Source organism: Mycobacterium sp. 155 (assembly GCF_000373905.1).
In the GTDB taxonomy this organism is placed as follows: domain Bacteria; phylum Actinomycetota; class Actinomycetes; order Mycobacteriales; family Mycobacteriaceae; genus Mycobacterium.
Genome location: NZ_KB892705.1, coordinates 3643350 through 3665738 on the forward strand (window position 1 = coordinate 3643350; position 22389 = coordinate 3665738).

The 22389-nt window shown below is 65.5% G+C and carries 24 protein-coding genes; 13 read left to right on the forward strand and 11 right to left on the reverse strand.

What is annotated here, in order from left to right; all coding sequences use genetic code 11:
• Positions 1 to 3: 3 nt before the first annotated feature.
• From B133_RS0117325 to B133_RS0117335, 3 genes are all read right to left on the reverse strand, one after another.
• Positions 4 to 747, reverse strand: a complete 744-nt coding sequence (locus B133_RS0117325; RefSeq protein ID WP_369751498.1) for an MlaE family ABC transporter permease — start codon at positions 745 to 747, stop codon at positions 4 to 6.
• 369 nt (positions 748 to 1116) lie between these two features.
• Positions 1117 to 1560 carry an SRPBCC family protein gene (locus B133_RS0117330; RefSeq protein ID WP_018602829.1) on the reverse strand — a complete coding sequence of 148 codons (444 nt, stop codon included), beginning with the start codon at positions 1558 to 1560 and terminating at the stop codon, positions 1117 to 1119.
• A complete protein-coding gene (locus B133_RS0117335) occupies positions 1544 to 1996 on the reverse strand; it encodes a thioesterase family protein (RefSeq protein WP_018602830.1) in 453 nt (150 codons plus the stop codon). Before B133_RS0117335 ends, B133_RS0117330 begins: the two co-directional genes overlap by 17 nt.
• Positions 1997 to 2104: 108 nt before the next feature.
• Between B133_RS0117335 and B133_RS0117340 the strand changes: the two genes are divergently transcribed.
• A complete protein-coding gene (locus tag B133_RS0117340; RefSeq protein ID WP_018602831.1) occupies positions 2105 to 2578 on the forward strand; it encodes a GbsR/MarR family transcriptional regulator in 474 nt (157 codons plus the stop codon).
• Positions 2575 to 3393 (forward strand): class I SAM-dependent methyltransferase, encoded by an 819-nt coding sequence (locus B133_RS0117345; protein WP_018602832.1) that lies wholly within the window; start codon positions 2575 to 2577, stop codon positions 3391 to 3393. Before B133_RS0117340 ends, B133_RS0117345 begins: the two co-directional genes overlap by 4 nt.
• Here B133_RS0117345 and B133_RS0117350 read toward each other — a convergent pair.
• Positions 3390 to 4055 carry a TetR/AcrR family transcriptional regulator gene (locus B133_RS0117350; protein ID WP_018602833.1) on the reverse strand — a complete coding sequence of 222 codons (666 nt, stop codon included), beginning with the start codon at positions 4053 to 4055 and terminating at the stop codon, positions 3390 to 3392. The two genes, B133_RS0117345 and B133_RS0117350, sit on opposite strands and share 4 nt — an antisense overlap.
• A gap of 90 nt (positions 4056 to 4145) precedes the next feature.
• Between B133_RS0117350 and B133_RS24115 the strand changes: the two genes are divergently transcribed.
• Entirely contained in the window at positions 4146 to 4256 is a 111-nt protein-coding gene (locus B133_RS24115) for a hypothetical protein (protein WP_018602834.1), read from the forward strand.
• Positions 4257 to 4272: 16 nt separating this feature from the next.
• On the opposite strand, the gene B133_RS0117360 is transcribed toward B133_RS24115, so the two are convergent.
• Positions 4273 to 4890 carry a DUF1345 domain-containing protein gene (locus B133_RS0117360; RefSeq protein WP_026256555.1) on the reverse strand — a complete coding sequence of 206 codons (618 nt, stop codon included), beginning with the start codon at positions 4888 to 4890 and terminating at the stop codon, positions 4273 to 4275.
• Between the two features lie 133 nt (positions 4891 to 5023).
• Between B133_RS0117360 and B133_RS0117365 the strand changes: the two genes are divergently transcribed.
• The 5 genes from B133_RS0117365 (at position 5024) to B133_RS0117385 (ending at position 11985) form a co-directional block, all read left to right on the forward strand.
• Positions 5024 to 6028 carry a magnesium transporter CorA family protein gene (locus B133_RS0117365; protein WP_018602836.1) on the forward strand — a complete coding sequence of 335 codons (1005 nt, stop codon included), beginning with the start codon at positions 5024 to 5026 and terminating at the stop codon, positions 6026 to 6028.
• 109 nt (positions 6029 to 6137) lie between these two features.
• Positions 6138 to 7673 (forward strand): Re/Si-specific NAD(P)(+) transhydrogenase subunit alpha, encoded by a 1536-nt coding sequence (locus tag B133_RS0117370; protein WP_018602837.1) that lies wholly within the window; start codon positions 6138 to 6140, stop codon positions 7671 to 7673.
• Positions 7674 to 7701: 28 nt separating this feature from the next.
• The gene (pntB, locus tag B133_RS0117375) at positions 7702 to 9141 is read left to right on the forward strand and encodes a Re/Si-specific NAD(P)(+) transhydrogenase subunit beta (RefSeq protein WP_018602838.1); all 1440 of its coding nucleotides are present in this window, start codon (positions 7702 to 7704) and stop codon (positions 9139 to 9141) included.
• Positions 9142 to 9177: 36 nt separating this feature from the next.
• Positions 9178 to 10317: an acyl-CoA dehydrogenase family protein gene (locus B133_RS0117380; RefSeq protein WP_018602839.1), complete on the forward strand. Its 1140-nt coding sequence runs from the start codon at positions 9178 to 9180 to the stop codon at positions 10315 to 10317.
• Positions 10318 to 10401: 84 nt separating this feature from the next.
• Positions 10402 to 11985 (forward strand): LCP family protein, encoded by a 1584-nt coding sequence (locus B133_RS0117385; RefSeq protein ID WP_157626041.1) that lies wholly within the window; start codon positions 10402 to 10404, stop codon positions 11983 to 11985.
• Positions 11986 to 11989: 4 nt separating this feature from the next.
• On the opposite strand, the gene B133_RS0117390 is transcribed toward B133_RS0117385, so the two are convergent.
• Both B133_RS0117390 and B133_RS0117395 read right to left on the reverse strand, forming a co-directional pair.
• Positions 11990 to 13153 (reverse strand): sensor histidine kinase, encoded by a 1164-nt coding sequence (locus B133_RS0117390; protein ID WP_018602841.1) that lies wholly within the window; start codon positions 13151 to 13153, stop codon positions 11990 to 11992.
• A 1-nt stretch (position 13154) separates the two neighbouring features.
• Positions 13155 to 13805 (reverse strand): response regulator transcription factor, encoded by a 651-nt coding sequence (locus B133_RS0117395; RefSeq protein ID WP_036418696.1) that lies wholly within the window; start codon positions 13803 to 13805, stop codon positions 13155 to 13157.
• 75 nt (positions 13806 to 13880) lie between these two features.
• Here B133_RS0117395 and B133_RS0117400 point away from each other — a divergent pair, with 75 nt between their 5' ends.
• Complete coding sequence (locus B133_RS0117400) at positions 13881 to 14762, forward strand: LysR family transcriptional regulator (RefSeq protein WP_026256556.1); 882 nt, start codon at positions 13881 to 13883, stop codon at positions 14760 to 14762.
• Between the two features lie 61 nt (positions 14763 to 14823).
• Positions 14824 to 16107, forward strand: a complete 1284-nt coding sequence (locus tag B133_RS0117405) for an MFS transporter (protein WP_018602844.1) — start codon at positions 14824 to 14826, stop codon at positions 16105 to 16107.
• Here the strand turns inward: B133_RS0117405 and B133_RS0117410 are convergent.
• Entirely contained in the window at positions 16053 to 16514 is a 462-nt protein-coding gene (locus B133_RS0117410) for a nuclear transport factor 2 family protein (RefSeq protein WP_018602845.1), read from the reverse strand. The genes B133_RS0117405 and B133_RS0117410 overlap by 55 nt on opposite strands.
• 56 nt (positions 16515 to 16570) lie before the next feature.
• Between B133_RS0117410 and B133_RS22965 the strand changes: the two genes are divergently transcribed.
• The 3 genes from B133_RS22965 to B133_RS0117425 all read left to right on the forward strand — a co-directional run bounded on the left by B133_RS22965 (position 16571) and on the right by B133_RS0117425 (position 20154).
• A complete protein-coding gene (locus tag B133_RS22965; protein ID WP_198291085.1) occupies positions 16571 to 17812 on the forward strand; it encodes an acyl-CoA dehydrogenase family protein in 1242 nt (413 codons plus the stop codon).
• On the forward strand, positions 17809 to 18609 hold the full coding sequence (locus tag B133_RS0117420) for a tyrosine-protein phosphatase (protein WP_018602847.1): 801 nt from the start codon (positions 17809 to 17811) through the stop codon (positions 18607 to 18609). Before B133_RS22965 ends, B133_RS0117420 begins: the two co-directional genes overlap by 4 nt.
• A gap of 315 nt (positions 18610 to 18924) precedes the next feature.
• A complete protein-coding gene (locus tag B133_RS0117425) occupies positions 18925 to 20154 on the forward strand; it encodes a DDE-type integrase/transposase/recombinase (protein ID WP_018602038.1) in 1230 nt (409 codons plus the stop codon).
• Positions 20155 to 20618: 464 nt separating this feature from the next.
• On the opposite strand, the gene B133_RS0117430 is transcribed toward B133_RS0117425, so the two are convergent.
• From B133_RS0117430 to B133_RS0117440, 3 genes are read right to left on the reverse strand one after another with little or no spacing between them, the layout of a single operon-like run.
• Positions 20619 to 21188, reverse strand: coding sequence for a YceI family protein (locus tag B133_RS0117430; protein ID WP_018602849.1), 570 nt, complete (start codon positions 21186 to 21188; stop codon positions 20619 to 20621).
• Positions 21158 to 21643: a DUF456 domain-containing protein gene (locus B133_RS0117435; RefSeq protein ID WP_026256558.1), complete on the reverse strand. Its 486-nt coding sequence runs from the start codon at positions 21641 to 21643 to the stop codon at positions 21158 to 21160. Before B133_RS0117435 ends, B133_RS0117430 begins: the two co-directional genes overlap by 31 nt.
• Positions 21640 to 22362, reverse strand: coding sequence for a methyltransferase domain-containing protein (locus tag B133_RS0117440; protein ID WP_018602851.1), 723 nt, complete (start codon positions 22360 to 22362; stop codon positions 21640 to 21642). The genes B133_RS0117435 and B133_RS0117440 overlap by 4 nt, the downstream gene beginning before the upstream one ends.
• Positions 22363 to 22389: the final 27 nt, after the last annotated feature.

Sequence of the window (22389 nt, forward strand, 5' to 3'; positions counted from 1 at the left end):
ATCTCAGGTCTTCGTTCCGAACCGCACACCGATGGTGGTGAGCACGACGTTGACTGCGAAAAGAGCGATGACGCACAACACCAGGGTCTCGTTCACCGCGGTGCCAACACCTTTCGAACCACCCGCTGTCGTCAGCCCGCGGTAGCAGCCAACCAGTCCGGCGATCAGACCGAAGAGCGTGGCCTTGATGACCGAGATCATGACCTCGGGAAAACCGGTCAGCAGCGTCAGCGTGGAGACGTAGGCACCGGCCGAGACGTTCTGGATGTACACACCGAAGAAGAAGCCACCGACCAGGCCGATGATGATCACGGTGCCGTTGAGCAGGAAGGCGACGAACGTCGCGGCGACGACGCGGGGAACCACGAGGCGCTCGATCGGGTCGATTCCGAGCACCTCCATGGCGTCGATCTCCTCACGGACCGTCCGGGCGCCGAGGTCGGCACAGATGGCCGTCGACCCGGCACCCGCCACCACCAAAACCGTCACGAGGGGCCCGAGCTGCGTCACTGCGGCCAGGCCGGCACCGGCACCGGAGATGTCGGCTGCGCCGAATTCCGCGAGCAGGATGTTCAACGTGAAGATGATGAGCACGGTCAGCGGGATGGAAACCGCGAGAGTGGGCAGGAACGCGACGCGGATCAGAAACCAGCTCTGAAGGACGAACTCCTTCCATTGGAAGGGTCGAGTGAGAAGTGCCTTGCCGGTGAGTACAGTCATCTTGAAGAAGCCACCGACCATCGCCATCGGCTTTTCGAGCTGATCACGGACGTAGCCGACAACCGCGTTGGTCGATGCCGTCACCGGCGCGCCCCCTGGACCTGCCGCACGCCCCCTCCTTGGTTCAACCCCGTCTGTGTGATCGGAATCTCCCTACTCGTGGGTAGTAAGTGAGACCACAGGACTGTACCCGATACCAGCGGGGCCGTGTACCGCATCGGCTGGATTACGCCGCGATCCGTTAGCAAACCCCGACCCGGTTAATTGTTCTCCTTGATGACCAGCAGAAACCGTTGACGGAGAATAACTTTCGCTAACGTCAATCTGCGCGCGCACGCCGAACCGCTCACGTAGTTCGGCCACCGCCGCCATTGATCGCCAAGGCCGGGTGCGTGACTACGCCGACAGCTGCGCGGCCCTGGCGATCAGGCTGCTGGCCAGGTGCTCCAGGGTGTCACCGGCGAGCTTCTTCACCATCAGGCTCGGGACCGGCAGCTTGGTGTCGACCTCGACCTCGAGGTCGACCTGGAGCAGCGTGTTCGCGCCGAGTGGCACAACCGAGAATCTCTGCTCCTGCTTGGAGAAGTGGTCGCCCTGCTGCAGCACGGTGTAAATCTGGTTCTCGGCGGGGTAGTAGACGGCGGTGATGAAGACGGCGGACTGACCCTGAATCTCGACGTCCAGCCGCAGCTGGCTGGGCCGCCCGTCGTCGTAGCGGGCCAGGATCCAGCAACCCTTGATCTCCGGGTTCCATTGCGGATACGCCTCGAAGTCGGCGACGATTGCCATGATCGCCTCAGCGGGGGATTCGACTTCGACGGTCTTACTTACCAGCGGCATCCGCCGAGCATATCGACTCCAGCAGGGACCGGATCGCGTCGGGAATCGGTACCGGGCGCCGGGAGCCCCGCTCGACGTAGACATGCACCCAGTGACCCACCGCGGCGACCGGCCCGTCGGGCCGAAAGAGCCCCAGCCGGTAGGTGACACTGCTGTGGCCCAACTGAGTCACCGATAACCCCACCACCAGCCGATCCGGAAACTGCAACTCCGAGAGGAACCGGCAGCCCGACTCTGCCACCACCCCGAGCCAGGGTGCTGTCATCGGGTCGACATCGCAGTTGGTGTTGATCCATGCATTGATCGCGGTATCGAACAGCTCGTAGTACACCGCGTTGTTCAGGTGGCCGAACATATCGTTGTCGGTCCACCGGGTGAGCACCGGCCAGTGCAGTGGAAAGTCGGCAGAGGTGAGTGCGGCGGGGGCCTCGGTCATGGCTGAAGTCTTGCAGTCACGGCAGCCTCGTTGCCGGTGAGTTCCTCGACCACCCGACCCGACGTATAGTTGATTCAGTTTGTACTGAACGAACTATCTGGAGGACTGTTGTCACCGGAAGAGTCCGAATTCGTCGACCGCATCGGGCTGTTCATGGAGCTGCTCGGCGGGTCACGGACCATGGGCCGAGTCTTCGGCTGGCTAATGATCTGCGATCCTCCGGAGCAGTCGCTGACTGCGTTGGCCGACACGTTGTCGGTCAGCAAGGCCTCGGTGAGCACCGTCGCACGCCAACTGCGGGAGGGCGGCCTGATCGAGCGGCTGCCAAGCGCCGGGCGACAGCACCGGTACCGCGTGCGCCCGGGAGGTTTCACGAGCGTGCTCAGCCTGCAGCTGTCGCGCATGGGGCTCGGTATCGAGGCCGCCGATTTCGGTCTGGCATTGCTCGACGGGAACCGCCCCGACCAGCGCGAACGGCTCGAGGATTTCAAGCACTTCTGCGAGTTCTCCAGCCAGGCGTACCACGAGGAAATGCTCCGACTATGGGCCGAATACCGAGACTCCAATAGGAGAGAGTCATGACGACAAGCAAGGTGGACTTCAGCTCCGTGCGCTGGGGGTCGGTGGAATGGACCAACCTGTGCACGCTCTACCTGCGGGCATGTGAGAGCCGGTTGCCGCAACCGGTTCTCGGCGATCATGCGGCCGCCGAGGCGGTCGAGCGCATCGACTACGACTTCAAGCGCATGCACCGGGCCTCACTGCCGTGGGCCAATCAGTTCCTGGTCGGGTTGCGCGCCAAGCAACTCGACGACTGGACCGTCGACTTCCTCACGCGCCATCCCGACGCCGTCGTACTGCATCTCGGATGCGGGCTGGACACTCGGGCTTTCCGGGTGCAGCGCCCCGAAACCGTCGACTGGTTCGATGTGGATCAGCCCGGTGTCGTGGAGCTACGGCGCAAGCTCTACGCGGACGGGCCGGGCTACCGCATGATCGGCTCGTCGGTGACCGATTCCCGCTGGCTCGACGAGGTTCCCACCGATCGTCCCGCCCTTGTTGTCGCCGAAGGACTGCTGATGTATCTCGCGGAGAGCGACGTGCGGGAGCTGCTGCTACGCCTGACCGATCGGTTCGAGCACGGCGAGGTCGACTTCGACACGATCGCCCCGATCGGGCCCAAACTGTCCAGACTGTTCAGCAACGGGATGGTCAAGTGGGGCATCAGTGACGTGGGTGAGATCGAACGCTGGAATCCGCGCCTGCAGCTCGTCGACCGGGTTCCGGCGTACACCAACTACAAGACGATCCCGCTCACCGCACAGCGACTGCTGTTGGGTTTCCTCAACGCCACCGTCGCGGGTCGCTACGACGTGTTGAACCGGTTCCGGTTCTAGATTTCGACACCCAGCGGCGATTCGTTGCGGATCTTCTCGTCCCGGATGAGCCCGCGCAGCAGCGCGGTGCTGAACTCGACGGCGATCTCCTGCGCCGAACGCCGGCCGTGCGGCCGCAGCCACCGATAGGCGCCCAGGGTCATCCCGATGTAGCCCAGGGCCAACACGTGCGAGTCGCAGTCGTAGAACTCGCCGCTGGCGATGCCCCGGTCGATGACGTCGCGGACATGCTCGTAGACCTGAGTCTCGGCGCGTCGGATATAGGCAACCTGCTCCTCGGTGAACCACTCGGTGATGTAGGGCCCCTCTTGGAAGTACACCGCCGCCTTCTCCAGGTCGTTGGCGATGCCGACCATGAGCCGACGGGTGAAGTTGTAGATCGTTTCGCGGGCCGAGGCGGTGGGATCGTCATGAAGGGCCTCGACGGTGAAATCCGCGGTGCTCTTGTAGAGGTCGTAGAGGATGAGCGACTTGCTCGCGTAGTAGTGGTAGACCGTGGCCTTGTTCAGGCCGACGGCCTCGGCCACGTCATCCATCCGGGTGCCGTGGTAGCCGCGCGCGGCGAACAGTTTCGCGGCGACACCCAGCAGCTCGTCCCGCCGCGAGGTACCGTTGGCGGACGCGGCGCCGCGACCTCGCCCTGCTTCTGCATCGGATGCCATCTAAAACTCCGTACTCACCTATCAACTCGTTGGTTGAACAGTGTAGGCAATGCCTGTTCCGCGTGGGCGTTACCGGTCTAGACTTCGCGCATGGATCCGAATCCGGATTACGACGCCAGTGACGAGATCGAGTATTTCTTCAACTGGGTCCCGTGGGGCCTGCGCGGTGTGTACCCGCCCCCGGCATATCCCCCGGTGTAGTCCCACCCGTCGGTGACTATCCGACGAGGTTGATGACCAGGTTGATGGTGCACGCGATGATCACCGTGCCGTAGATGTAACTGAACAGGCAATGCTTGAGGACCTCACCGCGCAGCTGCGAGGTGGTGACGTCGGTATCGGACACCTGGTAAGTCATCCCGAGGTTGAACGAGAAGTAGTAGAAGTCGACATACCGGGGAGGGACGTCGGAATTGAAGTCGATGTCCCTCGGCTCGCTCTGGTAATAGATCCGGGCATAGCGCGCGGCGTACATGGTGTGCAACAGCGCCCACACCGCCAGAATCGCCACTAGCGACATACCCGCATATCGGGCCTTGTCGGCATTGTTGGCCGATGCCAGCAGGATGCCGATCGAGGCGAGACTGGCGGCGAGGATGAGCACCAGCACCAGGTCCCCGACATCACCTTTGACATCGGCATCGCTCGCATGATCCCGCGTCTGATCCGGATCCATCGGCCACAGCACTGCCAACGCCCACACCACACTGAGCCCCGCCGTGACGATGACCACCGTCAGCAGCCCGACAGGCCAGTGACCGGAAAGTGCCCCCGCGCCCGCGCCGACGGCCAGCCCAGTGGCCAGGCTGATCCAGAACCTGTTGGCCCCCGATATCGACGACCGATCGCTCACAGCTCCCCCCGATCGCTACCGATTCGGCTCACCAGAGCGTACCGGCAGCCGACCACCGCCACGGGCCGAGCGCTGACGATGGTTACCGCCGCGGATCGTGATTGACTCGACACCCATGACCCAGGTGCACGGCCGGATCTGGCGAGCCGGCGAGCCGGTCGACGGCTTCGTGTTCGACGAGATCTCGGACTACCTGACCGACGAGAACACCCTGATATGGGCTGACATCTACGATCCGGACCACGACACACTGCGGGATTTGGCCGAGGAACTCGGGCTCAACATCTGGGCCGTCGAGGACGCTATCGCGCCGATGGAACGCACCAAGGCGTCCGTGTACCACACCCATACGTTCTTCACGGTCTACGCGGTGCACCTGCGCATCCCTACCGACGACATCTCGACCACCCTGGTCAAACACCGCATCTCGGCGTTCGTACTGCCCCGCGGATTGATCACCGTGCGGTTGCCTCCCACCGAGTCGGAGGCCACCGACTTCGACGCCGAAGAGGTGTCCCGACGTTTCGACGAGCTCGGCGGACAGCAGTACGGCGTCGGTGCGCTGATCCACGGTCTGCTCGACGTCGTGGTCGACGGACATTTCGAGGCAGTGCAAGAACTCGACGACGCCATCGAGTCGCTCGAAGACGAGCTGTTCGACGACGGCGGGCCGCGACGGGGACTGCAGCGACGCACCTTCCGGCTCCGCAAAGATCTGGTTCAGCTGCGGCGCGTGGTCCTGCCTATGCGCGAGGTGGTCAGCACCATCCAGCATCGCCGGATGGATTCGCAGATCTCCCCCGATCTCGACCCGCTCTACGCCGATCTCTACGACCATGTGCTGCGGGCCTCGGAGTGGACCGAGTCTCTGCGGGACATGGTCACCACCGTTTTCGAGACCAACCTGTCTCTGCAGGACGCACGGCTCAACACCGTCATGAAGAAGCTGACCGGTTGGGCCGCGATCATCGCCGTGCCGACGGCCATCACCGGCTTCTACGGCCAGAACGTCACCTACCCGGGGATCAACACCGTGGTGGGCTTCATCGCCAGCTCGACTCTGATCGTCGTGCTGGTCGTCCTGCTGTACGTGATGTTCAAACGCCGAGATTGGCTGTAGCGATTCAGTGATGGGCGCACCACTTCACCCCCTCAAGAGGGATGCGTGGTCCCACGGTGCAAATGGGAGACTCGAATCGATGCCCAATCAACAGATCGGACAGAACTAGATGATCATTGGGATACCACGGGAGTCTCAGCCAGGGGAAACGCGTGTTGCCGCCACTCCGCAGACCGTCGGACAGATCATCAAGCTCGGCTACACAGTCGTCGTCGAATCCGGCGCCGGTGCGGCCTCCAGCTTCGCCGACAGTGCATACGTAGCGGCCGGCGCCGAGATCGGGCAGCCGTGGGACGCCGACGTGGTGTTGAAGGTGAACGCGCCCAGCGACAACGAGATCGCCGAACTGCGCGACGGCGCGATACTGGTCAGCCTGATCTCGCCCGCACTGAAACCCGAGCTGGTCGAGAAACTGTCCGCCCGACCGATCACGGTGTTGGCGATGGACGCGGTACCGCGGATCTCGCGGGCTCAGTCGCTGGACGTGCTGTCCTCGATGGCCAACGTCGCGGGCTACCGCGCAGTGATCGAGGCGGCTCATGAGTTCGGCCGATTCTTCACGGGCCAGGTGACCGCGGCGGGCAAGGTGCCGCCCGCGAAGGTGCTCGTGGTGGGTGCGGGGGTGGCCGGGCTGGCCGCGATCGGTGCGGCCGGCAGCCTCGGAGCAATCGTGCGGGCCACCGACCCCCGGCCCGAGGTGGCCGATCAGGTCGCGTCGCTGGGCGCGGAGTACCTCTCGGTCGCCGACCCCGCGGCCGCGGAAAATGAGGTGTCGGCCACCGGCTACGCCAAGGAGATGGGTGACGACTACAAGGCCCGCGAGGCCGCGCTGTACGCCGAGCAGTGCAAAGACATCGACATCATCATCACCACGGCACTGATCCCCGGTAGGCCCGCGCCGCGCATCATCACCGCCGACATGGTCGCGTCGATGAAGTCGGGCAGCGTGATCGTCGACATGGCCGCGACCAACGGCGGCAACGTCGAGGGCACCGTCAAAAACCAGGTGACCGTCACGGACAACGGCGTGACCATCATCGGCTACACCGACCTCGCCGGCCAGCTGCCCACCCAGGCCTCCCAGCTGTACGGCACCAACCTGGTGAATCTGCTCAAGCTGCTGACCCCCGAGAAGGACGGAAAAGTCGTCCTCGACTTTGACGACGTGGTGCAGCGATCGATAACGGTCGTCCGCGACGGCGAGATCACCTGGCCGCCACCACCGGTGCAGGTCTCCGCCGCGCCGGTCGCCCAGCCGGCTGCCGCCGCACCAGCGGCAAAGCCAGAGAAGCACCCGATGTCGATTGGGCGCCGGCTCGGGGTCACCTTTGCCGTCGCGGCCGTCGTCTTCGCGCTGATCGCGTTATCACCCTCGGCGCTGCAGGTGCACCTCACCGTATTCGCGCTGGCGATCGTCATCGGCTACTACGTGATCGGCAACGTGCACCACGCGCTGCACACCCCGCTGATGTCGGTGACCAACGCGATCTCCGGGATCATCGTGGTGGGCGCCCTGCTGCAGATCGGCCAGCACAACCTGCCGGTCACCGTGCTGGCCTGCCTGGCGATTCTGCTCGCAAGCATCAACGTATTCGGCGGATTCGCGGTGACGCGCCGCATGCTCGCCATGTTCTCCCGCAGCTAGTGCCCACAGAAACTTCGGAGCGGATTCCATGCTCACTTTAGAAAACATCGCCACGGCGGCCTACGTCGTTGCCGCGCTGCTGTTCATCCTCGCACTGGCCGGGCTCTCCAAACACGAGACATCCAGGGCCGGAAACACTTTCGGCATGGTCGGGATGGCGGTCGCCCTGACCGCGACCATCGCGCTCGCGTTCGACCGCAAGATCGAACCGATAGGCGTGGCGCTGCTGGTCGGCGCGATGATCGTCGGCGCCGCGATAGGCCTGTGGCGCGCCCGAGTGGTCGACATGACGGGCATGCCCGAGCTGATCGCCCTGCTGCACTCCTTCGTGGGTCTGGCTGCGGTGCTCGTCGGTTGGAACGGCTACTTGCACGTCGAGCACGACCTGGCCGGTGCCGAAGCCGCGAAACTGACCGGCGAACACATGCTCGGCATCCACTCGGCCGAGGTGTTCGTCGGCGTCTTCATCGGCGCTGTCACCTTCACCGGATCGATCGTGGCCAATCTCAAGCTCTCGGCCCGTATCAAGTCCGCACCCCTGATGCTGCCCGGCAAGAACTTTCTCAACGTCGGGGCGTTGGTGGTCTTCTCCGCGCTCACCGTGTGGTTCGTCATCGAACCCCACCTGTGGCTACTGGCGGTGGTCACCGTGCTCGCGCTACTGCTGGGCCTGCACCTGGTGGCCTCCATCGGCGGCGGCGACATGCCCGTGGTGGTGTCGATGCTCAACAGCTACTCCGGGTGGGCCGCGGCCGCTTCGGGTTTCCTGCTCGGTAACGACCTGCTGATCATCACCGGCGCACTCGTCGGCTCCTCTGGTGCCTACCTGTCCTACATCATGTGCAAGGCCATGAACCGGTCGTTCATCTCTGTCATCGCCGGCGGGTTCGGGATCGAGGCCGGCCCCGCCGAGGACAAGGACTACGGCGAACCCCGTGAGATCACCGCCGATGCCGCGGCCGAGCTGCTCAGCCACGCCGACTCGGTCATCATCACCCCCGGCTACGGCATGGCCGTGGCGCAGGCTCAGTACGGTGTCGCCGACCTGGCCCGCAAGCTGCGCGAGCGCGGCGTCAACGTCCGCTTCGGCATCCACCCCGTCGCCGGCCGCCTGCCCGGTCACATGAACGTGCTGCTGGCCGAGGCCAAGGTGCCCTACGACATCGTGCTCGAGATGGACGAGATCAACGACGATTTCGACGGCACCTCCGTCGTGCTCGTGATCGGCGCCAACGACACCGTGAACCCGGCGGCGGCCGAGGACCCGGGCAGTCCGATCGCGGGCATGCCGGTGCTGACGGTGTGGAACGCCGACAACGTCATCGTGTTCAAGCGGTCCATGGCCTCCGGCTATGCCGGCGTGCAGAACCCGCTGTTCTTCCGTGAGAACACCCAGATGTTGTTCGGCGACGCCCGCGACCGGGTGAACGACATCCTCGCCGCCCTGCCCGCCGCACAGCGCGTGTAACCATCCGAACTGAGCAGGAAACTAGGATGTGCAAGTATGCCGGTCGACCGCTTGCTGCCATCCGATGAGGCACGCGAACTTATCGCCCTGACCTGCGATATCGCCGACAAGGTGCTGGATCCGATCGTCGACGAATATGAGCGGCACGAAAAGTATCCGGAAGGGGTCTTCGCCCGGTTGGGGGATGCGGGGCTGCTGACCCTGCCCCAGCCCGCGGAATGGGGTGGCGGCGGTCAGCCCTACGAGGTGTACCTGCAGGTGCTCGAGGAGATCGCCGCCCGGTGGGCCGCCATAGCGGTCGCGGTCAGCGTGAACAGCCTGTCATCGCATCCGCTGCTGGTGTTCGGGAGCGACGAGCAAAAGCGGCGCTGGCTGCCCGGCACGCTCTCGGGCAGCCAGATCGGCGCGTACAGCCTGTCGGAGCCCGGGGCGGGCTCGGATGCCGCGGCGCTGCGCTGTGCGGCCAAGCGCTTCGGTGACAGCTACGTGCTCAACGGTTCCAAGGCGTGGATCACCCATGGCGGCAAGGCCGACTTCTATACGTTGTTCGCGCGCACGGGCGAGGGTTCCCGCGGAGTGTCATGCTTCCTGGTGCCCGGGGATCTCGAAGGCCTGACCTTCGGGAAGCCCGAGGAGAAGATGGGCCTGCACGCGGTGCCCACCACCTCGGCGTTCTACGACAACGCCGTCATCGAAGCCGAGCGGCTCATCGGTGCCGAGGGCCAGGGTCTGTCCATCGCGTTCTCGGCCCTGGATTCGGGACGCTTGGGCATCGCCGCGGTAGCCGTGGGTATCGCCCAGGCCGCGCTCGACGAGGCCGTGCGCTACGCCAACGAGCGCAGCACGTTCGGCCGCAAGATCATCGACCATCAGGGCTTGGGGTTCCTGCTGGCCGACATGGCCGCCGCTGTGATCAGCGCCCGGGCCACCTACGTCGACGCCGCTCGCCGCCGCGACGCCGGACTGCCGTATTCGACGCAGGCCAGCGTGGCCAAGCTCACCGCCACCGATGCCGCGATGAAAGTGACGACCGACGCCGTACAGGTCTTCGGCGGGGTCGGCTACACGCGCGACTACCGCGTGGAACGTTTCATGCGGGAAGCCAAGATCACCCAGATCTTCGAAGGCACCAACCAGATTCAGCGGCTGGTGATCGCGCGGGGGTTGAGATCCTGACAGGCCGCATAATGGCAGGTAGCCCCATAATGACAGGCGACTATGACACAGCCCGCGCATGCGCACCATTCCGCTCGGCACCGGATGGACCGCCGAGCACCACGCCGCGGTCTTCGGGTTGCCCGCAGGGTGATCGTCGGGCTGGCCGCGACAGCCGTGCTGGCGGGCACGGGCATGGCCTGGGCCGGCTATCACGGCGCGCTCAACGGCATCACTACGTCCAATGCGCTGGCGGGCGGTCCCGCGTCGTCGGGTAACACCGAGAACATCCTCATCATGGGACTGGACAGCCGGCTCGATCAGCACGGCAATCCGCTGCCGCAGGACATCTACGATGCTCTGCACGCCGGCGATGAGACGGTCGGGGGCTATAACGCCAACGTGCTGATCGTCGTTCACCTGCCGGGCGACGGGAGCCCGGCCACGGCGTTCTCCATCCCGCGCGACGACTATGTACAGCTGGCCGGATGCCCGTCGGGCACCTGCAAGGGCAAGATCAAGCAGGCCTACGGGCTGGCCTACCAGCATGCGATGGACAGCCTGGAGTCGGAATCCGACAACGCGGCCGTCCACGAGCAGCAAGCCCGCGAGGCGGGACGCAAAGCCGAGATCGCCACGGTGCGCAATCTGCTGGGTATCCCGATCGATCACTTCGTCGAGGTCACCCTTGGCGCGTTCTTCCAGATCGCCAAGGCTGTCCAGCCGATCACCGTATGCCTCAACGCCGACACGTCGGATCCCTACTCAGGAGCCAACTTTCGCAAGGGCGTCCAGGAGATCGACGCCGCTCAGGCCATGGCGTTCGTGCGGCAGCGCCGTGACGTCAACGACGAGAACTTCACCGACCTCGACCGCACCCGGCGCCAGCAGGCATTCATCGCGGCGCTGGTGTCCGCGCTGGGTCACAACGGCGGGCTGAACGACGCCAGCACGCTGCACAACCTACTGAACGTCGCCAAGCAGAACGTGGCCCTGGACTCCGGTTTCGATCTCGCCGAATTCACCAGGCGCGCATCGGCTCTCACCGATCATCCGCCGTCGCTGTACACCTTGCCGATCAAGGAGTTCGGGCGGGACTCCCTGGGCGAGGACGTCAACATCATCGACGTACCCACCGTCCGCAAGATCGTGCACGACCTGGTCTCCGGACCCGATTCCGGTTCCACGCCGACCAGTACGCCGGCGAAAGAGTCGAAACTCGACGGTCACGGTGCTGTACTCGACGTAGTCAACGCGTCGTCCTACAGCGGACTGGCCACACATCTGGAGTCCACCTTCACCGCAAAGGGATTCACCGAGGGGCAGATCAGTGACGCACCGGCGTTGTCGGCGACCACCACGCTCGAGTTCGGGCAGGGCGCCGACGCGGCGGCGCACGCATTGGCCGACGAACTGGGACTGACGGCCGCGCCGGCCACCGGTGTCACTCCCGGCGCCGTGCAGTTGACCATCGGCACCGACTTCCCCGCGGACGAGTACCTCGGCCAGGGCGCCGACGCGATGTCGGGCAGCCAGACGTCGTCTGGAACTTCGTGGTCGACGACAACCGCGTCGACTACCGCGAGCGCACCCGTGACCACCGTGGCCGCCACCGCGACCGGTAGCTACACACCCGCGCCGACGGACCTGACCCAGATGAAGGTTTCAGGTATTCCGTGCGTGAAATAGGCTGCTAGAGCACCACTGTCACGCGGGTACCCACTCCCGGCCGGGTGTCGACGTTGATGGTGCCGCCGTTGGCTTCGACCCGGACCTGCAACGACGCCAAGCCGATGTGCCCGCTTGCGACGGATGTCGTCACCCTCGCCGGGTCGAAGCCGACGCCGTCATCGGCCACCACCAACACGATCCGATCCCCTTTGCAATGCAGGCCGACGGTCACCTCGGTGGCGCGGGCGTGCTTGTTCACATTCGCCAGCAGTTCGCGGGCCACCCGGTACAGCAGGGCCTGCGACGCCGGCTGGCCGACGTCCCCGATGTCGGCGGTGATCACCAGATCGCGATTATCGTACTGGCGCAACAATTCCCGCACCGCCGCGGCAAGTCCGAGCTGCGCGAGCACTTGCGGGTGCAGTTCGGTGACCGTCAAGCGCAACCCGGCAGCGGTCTCCTGCAGCGCCGCGCGCACCCGATCCAGCGCTGGATCCGGAATGCGTTCGCGGATCTCGTCGAGATCCAGCCGCGCGGCCAGCAGAGTCTGCAACGGCCCGTCGTGCAGGTGCTCTGCGAGTTCGGCATTGCGGATGTCGTCGGCGCGCGCGGATTCCGACACCAATCGGCGGCGTACTTCCAGCAGCGACCGCACCCGCGCCGACCGGCGCACCAGCACCAGGGACAACGCGGTGGTCGCCACCGCAAGCCAGACCAGGAAGCCCACGTTCATGTAAACGACGTTGGGCAGCCCGACGTTGTCGTCACGCTTGGAGTAGAAAATCCACACCACCAAGTAGCCGAGCGCGGTCGCAGCGCCGAGCAGCGCGGTGAGCATCGGACGGTCTTGGAACGCGATGGAGATCGGCAGCAGGAAGAACACCGGCAGCAGCGCTGCCGTGGCGCCGCCCGAGACCGCGCACAGCGCCACCAGCACCAGCACGTCCACGGCCGTCGACGCCCATTCCACCCAGCGCGGCATCGGCCCGCGCAGCACCACCACCAGCCAGAGCACCGCCGCTATGGCGTACACACCGATGATCACCGCGTAGACCTCGGGCAGCCAGTGGTCCACTTCCCACACCGAGACCAGCATGAGGATCAACACGATCAACGGGATCCGCAATATCGCCGATACCCGCACGGGTTGCGAGGCAAAGAAGTCGACGGTCCGTTGAAACGGCATATCAGTCCAGCAGCTTGCGCCGCATCGCCTCGGCGACCGCGGCGGCACGGTCACCGACCCCGAGCTTCTCGTAGAGCCGCTGCACATGCGTCTTGACCGTCGACGGCGCGAGGTAGAGCTCCTTGGCCATGGCCGGAATGCTGCGTCCCTTGGCGATGAGATCGAGCACCTCGCGCTCACGCGGGCTGAGCACCGGGGTGTCGGGATCGTTGCGCCGCCGGATTTCGCCGGCCAGCCCGGCGGCCAGGTTCGGGTCGATCACGTCGCGACCCTTCGCACAGGACAACACCGCGTTGACCAGCTCGCTGCGGGTCGACTCCTTGGACAAGAACCCCGCCGCGCCCTGCTGCAGGGCCGTGTACACGATGGCTGACTCGTCATGCGCCGAGATCAACAACACCCGGGTCCCAAGTTCGTCGCGACTGACCGCGGCCGCCACTTGCGCGCCGTCGAGTTGCGGCATGCGGTAGTCCAGCAGAGCCACCTGGGGGCGATGGGTCTTGATGAGCTCCAGTGCGTCCGCGCCGTTGTCGGCCTCGGCGACGACGTCGATCTCACCACTGGAGGTCAATGCCCGCACTACACCTTCGCGGAACATCGGATGGTCATCGCCCACTACCACCCGCACCTTGTCGACCATGGGGCACAGCATCCCACAGCGTCGCTCTTCACCGGGCCGGAAAACCCCTTGGTTCTGCCGCTGGAACGGACCCGGGACAATCACCACATGCACCTGGACGAGCTGCACTGGTTCGTCGTGCTCGCCGAGACCGAGCACGTCACCGACGCCGCGGCCGAGCTGCACATCAGCCAGCCCACGCTGTCGCGCGCGCTGGCCCGGTTGGAGGACGAGGTGGGCACACCGTTGTTCGACCGGGTCGGGCGCCGGCTACGGCTCAACGCCTACGGTGAGATCCTGCTCGAGCATGCGCGCCGGAGTTTGGCCGAAATGCGTTCTGCCACTGAGCGAATTGCCGCCCTGCACGATCCCGACACCGGAACCGTCCGGCTGGCATTCCTGCACTCACAGGCCAGCTGGTTCGTTCCGGATCTGCTGCGCCGGTTCCGCGCCGAGGCTCCGCGCGTGCAGTTCGGCCTGATCCAGGGTGCCGCCCACGAGATCGTCGAAGCGCTCGCCGGGGGCCGGGTGGACCTGGCCATCACCTCGCCCCGCCCGGAGGGATACCGGTGGCGCGGGCTGTACCTGGAACGGTTGTGCCTGGCTGTGCCGCGCGGACACCGGCTCGCCGGGCGGACCCGGATCCGCCTGGCCGACGCCGGCGCCGAGCCGTTCGTCGCGCTGGCACCCGGGTTCGGGCTGCGTCAGCTCACCGATGAATTGTGCGCGGAGGCCGGGATCGAGCCGCAGGTGGTGTTCGAGGCCATGGAGATCCCGACCATGGAGGGTTTGGTTGCAGCCGGTTTCGGTGTCGCGGTGGTGCCGGTTCCGCGGCCCGAGCGGGCCGAGCCGGGGGCCGTCTACATCCCGTTGTCGCAGACCTCGGCCAAGCGCCATCTGGGTCTGGCCTGGTCCGCGGACCGTCCGTTGCCGCCCGCTGCCGAGAGGTTCGCTCAGTTCGTCATACGTGAATCGCATGAAGAGCACTAAATCTATGCATTGGACACATCGGATGTAGCTGCCTAACGTCGACGGGGTGACTGCTGCTCCTGTGATCTCCGTTGACTGGCAAGGGCACACGCGCGGCTCCGCCGACTACCGGCGGTTGCTCGCCGCGTTGTTCTGCGCCGGAGTCGCGACCTTCGCGCAACTGTATTCCCCACAGGCCGTGCTGCCCCTGATCGCGCGCGACCTGGGTACCGGCGCTGCCGGCACCGCTCTGGCCATCTCGACGGCGACCATCGGTCTGGCGGTCGGAGTGATCCCGTGGGCGGCGCTGGCAGACCGCATCGGCCGCGTCCAGGCGATGACGATATCCGTCACGGCTGCCGCGGTTCTCGGGCTACTGGTGCCGCTGTCACCGACTTTCCACCTGCTGCTGACCGGCCGTTTTCTGGAGGGGTTGGCGGTGGCCGGAGTGCCGGCAATCGCGGTCGCGTACCTGACCGAGGAGATCAACGCCGGACATGCGGCCCGGGCTGCAGGCACCTACGTCGCAGGCACGACGATCGGCGGGCTGTCCGGCCGACTGGTAACAGGGCCCGTCGCCGAACACTTCGGCTGGCGCATCGGCGTGCTGACGGTGGCCGTGCTGTGCGGACTGGCTGCGTTTGCGTTCGCCAAACTGGCCCCGCCGGCGCAGGGATTCACCCCCGCCCGCAGCCACCGCGAGCTGGGCCCGCGGCTGTGGGCCAACCTGCGCTCACCGCGTCAGCTGGTGCTGTACGCCCAGGGTTTCCTGCTGATGGGCGGGTTCATCGCGATCTACAACTTCCTGGGCTTCCGGCTGATGGCTGCGCCGTTCCATCTGCCCCAGACCGCGGTAAGCCTGGTGTTCCTGGCCTACCTGGCGGGCACCTGGGCGTCGGCGCGGGCCGGGGCCGAAGCCACTCGGTTCGGCAGGCGGACAGTACTGCTCGCCTCGATCGCGACGATGGTCGTCGGCGTCGCCATCACGCTGAGCGACAACCTCGCGGCGGTGCTGGCGGGCCTGGTGATCGCTACCGCAGGGTTCTTCGGGGCGCACGCCGTAGTTTCAGGTTGGGTCGGCACCGCCGCAGCTCCCGAGGGCAAGGCGCAGGCCTCCTCGCTGTACAACCTCTTCTACTACGGCGGGTCCAGTGCGGTGGGCTGGTTCGGCGGCGTTGCGTTTGATGCGGTCGGCTGGCCTGCCGTGGCGGCGCTGGTCATCGCCCTGGCGGTGGTAGCGGGGTTGCTGGCGTGCACGCTCAAACACCACAGCGGCGGGCCGCTCAAACACCACAGCGGCGGGCCGCTCAACTACCAGAGTTCGATATCGCGGCCGTATTCCGACTCCGGACGCGGACCGAAGTAGCGCCGCTGCGATTCGTCGATGAGAACGTCGTTGATGCTGGCTTCACGCCGCGCCATCAGCCCGTCATCGGTGAACTGCCACAGCTCGTTGCCGTAGCTGCGGTACCACTGCCCGTCGGCGTCGTGCCATTCGTACTGGAACCGCACCGCCATCCGGTTCTCCCGGAAGCCCCACAGGCTCTTGCGCAGCACGTAGTCCAGCTCGCGCTCCCATTTGCGGGTCAGGAACGCCACGATCTGCTCCCGGCCGACGATGTGTTCGGCACGGTTGCGCCAGTGGGAATCCGGCGTGTAGGCCAGGCTGACGCGTTGCGGATCGCGGGTATTCCAGGCGTCTTCGGCGGCTTGGACTTTCTGAGCAGCCGTCTCCTGAGTGAACGGCGGGAACGGGGGGCGAGGTCCGGTCATGTCACCTTTCTACCTGTCTAACCATGTGTCATATCGTGGCTTGCATGGACTTCGCGATGTCGGCCAAGGCGACTGATCACCACAAGCGGCTCACCGACTTCATGACCGAGCATGTCTTCCCGGCAGAGGCGTCCTACGACGCCTATCGAGAAGAGAAAGGTCCGAAAGACCACACGGTGCCGCCGGTGATCGAGGAGCTCAAGGCCAAGGCGAAGGCCGCCGGGCTGTGGAATCTGTTCCTGCCCTCGGAGTCGGGGCTGACCAACCTGGAGTACGCGCCGCTCGCCGAGATCTCGGGCTGGAGCCCGGAGATCGCCCCCGAGGCGATCAACTGTCAGGCCCCCGATACCGGCAACATGGAGACCCTGCACCTGTTTGCCACCGAGGCGCAGCGCAAGCAGTGGCTCGAGCCGCTGCTGGCCGGTGCCATCCGCAGCGCGTTCGCGATGACAGAACCCGCCGTGGCCTCCTCCGATGCCCGCAACATCGAGACCACGATGCTGCGCGACGGGGCCGACTACGTGATCAACGGCCACAAGTGGTGGATCAGCGGGGCCGCCGACCCACGCTGCAAGATCCTGATCGTCATGGGCCGCACCAACCCCGACGCAGCCTCGCACGCTCAGCAGTCGATGATCCTGGTGCCGATCGATACGGCGGGGGTTACCGTCCGTCGTTCCTTGCCGGTGTTCGGTTGGCAGGACCAGCACGGGCACAGCGAGATCGTGTTCGACAACGTGCGGGTGCCGGCCGAGAACTTGCTGCACGCGGAGGGCAGCGGGTTCGCCATCGCTCAGGCCCGGCTGGGTCCGGGCCGCATCCACCACTGCATGCGCGCGCTCGGGGCTGCCGAGCGAGCGTTGGCGCTGATGGTCGACCGGGCGCAGAAGCGTGTCGCGTTCGGTAAGCCGTTAGCCGATCAGGGTGTGGTGCGCGAGTCGATTGCCAAGTCCCGCAACGAGATCGACCAAGCCCGGCTGCTGTGCGAGAAGGCTGCGTGGACCATCGACCAGCAGGGCAACAAGGCCGCACATGTGCTGGTGTCCCAGATCAAGTCGGTGGCCCCGCAGGTGGCGTGCACGGTCATCGACCGAGCTATCCAGGTACACGGCGCGGCCGGGATCAGCGACGATTTCCCGTTGGCGCGGCTGTATGGCTGGCACCGTGCGATGCGGTTGTTCGACGGGCCCGACGAGGTGCATATGCGCACCATCGCGCGCGCGGAACTCGGTCGCCAGAAGTCTCCGCTGGCAACGGCGGCGTGCCGCCAATCGAATACGGCGGTGACGGCACAGTGACCGTCGGGCTAGGGGAACTGTCGGGGGCGTGGAACTTCCGGGATGTCGCGGAGTCCACCGGGATTCGGCCGGGGCGGCTTTACCGGTCCAGTGAGCTGAGCGCGCTCTCCGACGCGGGGCGCGACCGGTTCGTCGATCTCGCCATCACCGACGTCGCTGACCTGCGCTCGCACCGCGAGGTGCAACGCTGGGGCCCGGGCCTGGTTCCCGACGGCGTCGAGATACACATGCTGCCGTTCCACTTCCAGGACGACTCCGATCAGGACGCACCACACGAGTCGACGTTCCAGCGGGTGATGTCCGAATCACCGGGCATTGAGAATATGGTGGACGCCGCCAAGCGGTACATGGTCGAGGTGTACCAGGAGTTCCCGACGCTGCCCGGCGCGCATATCGCAGTGCGACAAGTGATCTCGTTGCTGGCCGCGGGACGGCCGGTGCTCGCCCACTGCTTCGCCGGCAAAGACCGCACCGGGTTCACCGTGGCGACCGTGCTCAATGCCGTCGGCGTGCCGAGAGACGCCGTGATGGCCGACTTCCTCCGCAGCAACGATGCCATAGGAGCGCTGCGTGAGCACATCCTGGAGTCGGTGCGGGTCCGGTCTGCGGAGCGCTCCGAGATGTTGTCCTTCGCCGAAGCCCGGTTGACCGACGAGGTGCTAGGGGTGCGCGAGGAGTACCTCGACGCAGCTTGGCGCACGCTGGAGGACCGCTATGGTTCGGAGGTCGGCTTCCTGCAGGCCGCTGGGGTGACCGAGACGGACCTCGTCGGCCTACGGGCGACGCTCCTCGGCTAGTTCACCGGCTTCGCCGCTGTCGTCACGATGATCAACTGTCACACTGGTCACCGAGCCGAACACTTGGTCGTTCGGCCCGGCTGTTCGCGACTTTGTCGCTCAAATCGCCACACCCGACCGTCTAGATATCATCAGCCCCACTGGCAATAACCTCAATTGACACTTATATCACTTCAGCATGTTCAGCCATCAGCTGTCACATGCCGCGTTGACTCATCAAAAATGTCCGTTTCGTTGATTCGTTGCCTCATGTGACAGTGCCCGGTTGCGGCGTGTCGTTGCGGTGGTGGGGTGGGGGTGGGTTAGCGCCGGGGGATGGGGTTGACGTTGACGGAGCGCACGGCGGTGACCAGGGCGATCGCGGTGCGGTATGTGCAGGCGAGTCGGGACGAGAAGTCCCGGATTCTCGATGAGTTGTGTGCCACGACGGGCTGGCATCGCGATCATGCCCGCAAGGCGTTGCGGGGTGCGCTGCGGCCGCGGGTGGTGCGGGCGCGGCGGCCCCGGCCCCCGACCTATGGCCCGGAAGTCATTGAGGCCCTGGTGTTGTGCTGGAAGGTGGTGGGGATGCCGGCCGGTAAGCGGTTGGCGGAGGTCTTGGGTGAGTTGGTGGTGGTACTGCGCCGGTGCGGGGAGTTGGTCATCGACGATGCCACGGCAGGGTTGTTGGCGGGGATGTCGGCGGCCACCATTGATCGTCGACTGGCTCCGGAACGGAAGAAACACCAGCTTAAGGGTCGTTGCCGGACGAAACCGGGCACGTTGCTCAAGAGTCAGATCCCGGTGCGCACTTGGGCGGCGTGGGACGATGCGGTGCCGGGGTTCGTCGAGATCGACCTGGTCAGCCATGACGGTGGGGTGGTCACCGGGGTGCATGCCTACACGTTGACGGTCACCGACATCGCCACCGGTTGGACCGAGACCCGCAGCGTGTTGGGCAAAGGCGAGAAACGGGTGATGGTCGCGTTGAGTGAGATCGCGGCGGGGATGCCGTTCCCGATCCGGGGGGTGGATTCGGACAATGGGTCGGAGTTCATCAACTTCACCCTGTTGGAGTGGTGCCGAACGCGGCATATCACCTTCACTCGGTCGCGGGTGGGCAACAAGAACGATGGTTGTCACGTCGAGCAGAAGAACTGGACCACGGTGCGGGTCCTGGTGGGCTATCACCGCTACGACACGGCCGCAGAGGTGGTGTTACTCAACAAGATCTGGGTATTGCAGTCGTTGTTGGGCAACTATTTCTCCCCGCAGCAGAAACTCAAGTCGAAGGTCCGTCGGGGTTCCAAGGTGACCAAGAGGTATCACAAGGCCGCCACCCCGTACCGTCGGGCCCAGGCCCATGCGGTGGTCACCGCCGAGGAGGTCAAACACCTGGCCGAGATCTACGCCGGGCTCAATCCCGCCGCCCTGCAACGTCACATTCAAGCGTTGTGCGCTGAGCTGCTCACGGTGACCACCAGCAAAGCCGGTCCCCGACCGATCGCCCGCCTGGGGCGGGCACCGGTGGCTGAGGCAACGAATATTTCCACCCCCAACGCCTGAACCCGGACACCACCAATTGAGGCAACGATCACCGCCGGGCATTGTCCAATTGAGGCAACGAATCCCCCCGCGGGCATATTGACATGAGGCAACAGGCATGCCCGACTATCGGCGACTTTGTCGCTCGCAGAAGACCGCTACCACCGCCACAGACGGCGCCGCCGCGGTTCTTGCACTAACTCCTCGCCTACGTATGCGGAACCCGCCAGGATCGTGCCGCGACCGCGAATGCCGTTGCTGCCCAAAGACATCCACTTGTCCACCACCGAGCGACTTTGTCGCAAATAGTCGGGCACACCCATTTTCGATGCCGCCGGGGCCGACGATGCTGGAGTGCCTCAAGTGACTCGCCCCTCGGCAACAGAAGTGAATGATGGTGTCTACGAGTCGAATTGAGCGACTTTGTCGCAAACAGTCGGGCACACTGACACTGCCCTGGATTCTGTTACTAATGCGACAGCAGGCTAACCGTGGGTCGCCTTCAACGTCACCCGCACCTCGTCGGCCACCTTCATCGCGCCCATCAACATCGAATACTGTTTGATGCCGCAGCCGGTATGTCGCACAACCGCCTCACCCGAGATGCGCCAATCCGAACCGTCGCGCACCACGTGGACATCGACGGTCTGTTCGCTGCGGCGGCCGCCGATCTCCAGGGTTCCGACGAGCCGCAACGCGTCAGCGACCTTTTCGATCGAGGACGAGCGGAATATCGCCCTAGAAAACCTGTTGGCCTGCAACGCTTTCAGTGCATTGGCCCGCACCAGCTTCTTCTCGGCTCCGGACAGCGGCGTCACACCGCCCTCGCCCGTCAGCACGTCCAGGGAATCGAGATCGATCGTCACCTCGACCGCCGACGGGTCGTCCCCGTGCCAGTCCACCGTCGCCTGCCACGACCTCATCGCGATGGTCAACCGGTGACCCATGCGGGCCGCAGTTCCGGTGACGCCCGTGTGCAGGAGCAACTCACCGTCGGACGCGTCGAGAATCCATTGCGGAGAAGTCAACTGCTGAGCACCAATCCCGTCACCCACGCGATAGTAGCCAGCAGCGCACCGATCAGCTCCACCCCGACCGACAGGGCCACGCCCTTGACCGCGTGCACAGTCGACGCCCAGGCCCGGCGGCGGTCCCGCCGCAACGACAACTCCGCCAGGTACACCCCGATGACGAAACCGAGCAGCAGACCCAGCACCGGGATGACGAAGAACCCGATGACGCCCAGCACGCCGCCGGCCACCAGACTCCAGGTGCGGACGTCGGCGGCCCGCATGCGGCGCACCGGCCACAGGTACTTGACCACCTCGGTGGCGATGAACAATGCCGCGACGACGCCAAGGGTGACCCACGAGACGGCGGTGTGCTCGACGATTGCCCACACCGCGATCGCGGCGAACACGAGCAGGCCGCCCGGCAGGATCGGCACCACGATGCCGATGAGGCCGACGGCGATGGCCAACGCGACAAAAATGACTCCAACAGTGCTCACGGCTTCTGGCCGCGCACCCACTGAATGGAGCCGATGCTCTTGGTGCGTACCCGGATCAGACCGAGCTGCTCGAACCGGTCGCCGATCTCGTCCTGACCGAAGAACCGCGCGCCGCCCTTCGACAGCAGGCGCACGGGGCCTCGTCCGGCGGTGGGCACCATGACGGCTATGCGGCGGCTCGGCCGCAGCACGCGCACCATCTCGGATAACGCGGCTTCGGCATCGGGGATCAGCTGGACGACGGCGATGGAGGTCACCGCGTCGAAACACTCGTCGCGGAACGGCAGCCGTTGCGCGTCGGCCCGCACGAACCCCACCTGAGGTCCGGCCTCGGCTTTCACCGCGCGAGCCAGCATGGCCTCGGAGATGTCGACGCCGACGGCCAGCCCGTCGGAACCGGCAGCGCGTGCCAGTGCCGCAGTGATGTTCCCGGGGCCGCTACCGACGTCCAAAGCGGTTCCGCCGGGCGGGATGCTCAGCCATTCGGTCGGCTCCTGCCACGCCGTCAACAGTTTGCGAGCCAGCACCTGGGCGCGGTCGTAGAGCATCGAGCCCCTCGGCGACGCCCACAACTTCTGGATCGCCCCGGAGTTCTTCGGGGTGTCGCCGCCGGCCGCGCCGAGCAGATCGAGATACCCCTTGCTGATGTCGGGTTCGGCCGGCGGATCGATGAGAAGATCCAGTGCCCTGCGCAATGCCCCACTCGATACGGTGTCCACAACTCCACGCTACGTGCCGAACTCGCT